Raw genomic sequence first — 2,923 nt, forward strand, 5'->3', positions numbered from 1 at the left:
CCCCCCGCCACGGACGCGGGCCCGGTGTCCACACCGGCGGGTAGGGTGCCCCCTCCCAGCAGCGACCGGGAAGCAGGCCACGATGACCACGACCGGCACCACCCTGACGCGGCGCGCGCTCAACCGCGCCACCCTCGCCCGCCAGTTCCTCCTCCGCCGCGTCGACCTGCCCGTCACGGAGGTCGTCACCCGCCTCGCGGGGCTCCAGGCCCAGACCACGCACACCTGGTACGTCGGCCTCCAGAACCGGATCGAGGGATTCGACCCGCACGCGGTCGGGCGCATGCTCACCGACGGCGAGCTGGTGCGCGTCACCCTCATGCGCTCGACGCTCCACCTGGTCACCCCGGAGGACATGGCGTGGCTGCGGGCCACCGTGCAGGCCGTGATCGACCGCGATCTGACCCACAGCGGCCACGGCCGGACCACGCGCGAGCTGGACCTGGACGCGGTCGTCGCCGTCGGCCGCGAACTCCTGGCCCGACGGCCGCTCACGCCCACCGACCTCGGCGCCCGCCTCGCCGAGCGCTGGCCCGACGTCCCCGACCGCGACCTGGCCTACGTCGTCCGCTGCCGACTGCCCGTCGTGCAGGTCCCACCACGCGGGGTGTGGGGCGCGTCGGGGCCGCCCGCGCTCGCCCCCGCCGACACCTGGACCGGGCGGACCCTCGACGCCCGCCCCGATCCGGCGACGCTGATCACGCGCTACCTCGCCGCGTTCGGCCCGGCCAGCGTGAGGGACGTCCAGACCTGGTCGGGGCTGACCCGGCTGCGCGAGGTCGTCGACCGGCTACGCGACCGGCTCATCGTCCTGCGCGGAGAGGACGGCGCCGAACTCCTCGACCTGCCCGACGCACCGCGCCCCGACCCGGACACCCCCGCCCCCGCGCGCTTTCTGTACGACTTCGACAACCTCCTGCGCGGCCACGCCGACCGGAGCCGGGTCATCTCCGCCGAGGACCTGCGGCGCATCTGCGCGCGTAACGGGATGCCCCCGGCCACGGTCCTGGTGGACGGCGAGGTCAGCGCCGCGTGGAAGGTGGTTCGCACGCGCGCCGCAACGGCCGTCGAGGTCGTCCCGTTCCGTCCCCTGACCTCAGCGGAGACCGACGAGGTGACCGCCGAGGGCCTGCGGCTGCTGCGATTCCTGGAACCCGACCGCGACGGACACGAGATCCGTGTCCTCGACACACCCTGAACTTTCCCCTGTGGGGCTTTCGCCCATACCTGTCCGGACCACGGATGACACGTGTGGATATGGAAGGATTCTCGGGTGACTGAAGAGTTCCGCGCCGCGTTCCAACGCGTCCTCGACACCGCCGCAAGCCAAGCACCAGAGTTCTCCTCCGCCGTGCACGATGTGTTCCGGCTGTCCTCACAGGTGTCCAAGGATGAGCTCGCCACCGCGCTGGAGGCGCTCGCACCGGTCCTCGGTGAGTGCGAATCCGTCGCGGGCGTGGCCGCCGACCTCGCCGTCCTGGCCGGAGCCCTGGTCGAGTCCGGCGCCCCGGCGGGGCAGGTCGGTCTGGAGGTCCTCCGCCAACTCGGCAGCTACGGCCAGGCGGCCGTGGCCTTCATGCACGCGTGGGACAAGACGGGCGGCGGAGCGCTCCCCGCACCCGCCGCGGTGACGGAGGCCGAGGAGAAGCGGGTCGAGGAGGTCCTCGGGGACAACGCGCCGCTGGCCACGGTCGGCTGGTGGACCTCGCAGCGCTACGGCCTCGCGGCCAAGGCCATGCTGGGCGACCCTGGTGTGCGCACCGCCGTGCGCGGTGACGCCAGCGCGCTGGAGGGGCTGGGCCAGATCGTCCGCGCGCTGTCGACACAGCTCAGCGAGTTCGTCGAGGTCCACGAACTGCTGAGGATGGCCGAGACGAGCCGTGCGCTGGTGCTCGACCGCGCGTCCTGGCGGGGGTTCCGGGTGCGGTTCGACGGGATGGGCGACAACTTCCAGCTGCACACGCTGCTGGCGGACGCGCTCATCGGCAAGGAGGGACACCGGGTCCCGGGCACCCGACCGGATCCGCGCTGGACCGCCGCCTGCCTGAACGCGCCCGCCGACCCCCTGGCGGACGTCGTGCGCGGTGAGTGGGACCTGGTCGGCGGCGACGGAACGTGGCTCGGCAACGAGGCCGTCCCGGCCGACATCCCGGTGATCGACGGCGAACGGGTGCTGGTCCTGGAACCACAGACACTCGCGCACTCGTGGCGCGCGGGTCGCCGCCACCCGCACATCCCCGGTTCCTTGGAGGTCCTGGAGGAACTGCACCCGGACGAGGCCGCCGCGTGGTGGTCGCGCATGCACCCGGCGGGCTCGGTCCGCCACCCGCTGGCGCCGCCGATCGAACACGACGACACCGGTTCGCAGCTCGCTCCCCGGCACTTCGGGGTCGCGGCGCACTTCGCCGAGGTGGACTCGGGGCCGCTGTCGGCGCCGTTCGAATCCCCGGCGTCCGGGGACGAGGACGGACCGAAGGAGACCGAGGAGTCCTGGGAACACGAGGAGGCCTGGGCGGCGGAGGACCCCGGAGGGATCGGTGACCCCGGCGGGATCAGAGAGGCTCTGGGGACCGAGGAGATCTGGGAACCCCAAGGGCTCCGGGAACCGGGGGAACCGCTCCCGTTCCGGGAACCCCGAGGCCCCGGGAACGCCTCTGGGTCCGCCGCCTTCGGCGGGTTCGGAGAACCGGGAGGCGAGGCCGGCGGCGTTCCCGTGCCCGAGCCCCTCGCGCCGGAGCCGTGGGGGGCCGTGTCGGAGCCCGCCGCTCCCGAGCCCGTCGGTCCCGAGCCCGTCGGTCCCGAGCCCCTCGCGCCGGAGCAGTGGGGCCCGGTGCCGGACCAGCCCGAACCGCACCCGTGGGCGGCCGAACCGCCTCCGCCCGCCCCGAAACCGGTCACCGCGGACGAGGAGCGGCCGGCCGGC

At 73.9% G+C, this 2,923-nt stretch carries 2 protein-coding genes; both read left to right on the plus strand.

All coding sequences use genetic code 11. From position 1 onward, the window contains the following. The first annotated feature begins 82 nt into the window (after positions 1-82). Entirely contained in the window at positions 83-1,198 is a 1,116-nt protein-coding gene (locus tag D471_RS0129615) for a winged helix DNA-binding domain-containing protein (protein ID WP_017601966.1), read from the plus strand. Between the two features lie 75 nt (positions 1,199-1,273). Beyond that, positions 1,274-2,923: hypothetical protein (locus D471_RS0129620; RefSeq protein WP_017601967.1), on the plus strand; the 1,650-nt coding region annotated here is incomplete at its 3' end.

This window comes from Nocardiopsis lucentensis DSM 44048 (assembly GCF_000341125.1).
In the GTDB taxonomy this organism is placed as follows: Bacteria; Actinomycetota; Actinomycetes; order Streptosporangiales; family Streptosporangiaceae; genus Nocardiopsis; species Nocardiopsis lucentensis.

Bases quoted from the DNA above. Each gene is read 5' to 3' on its own strand.
- D471_RS0129615 (WP_017601966.1), top strand. From the start codon at position 83: ATGACCACGACCGGCACCACCCTGACGCGGCGCGCGCTCAACCGCGCC.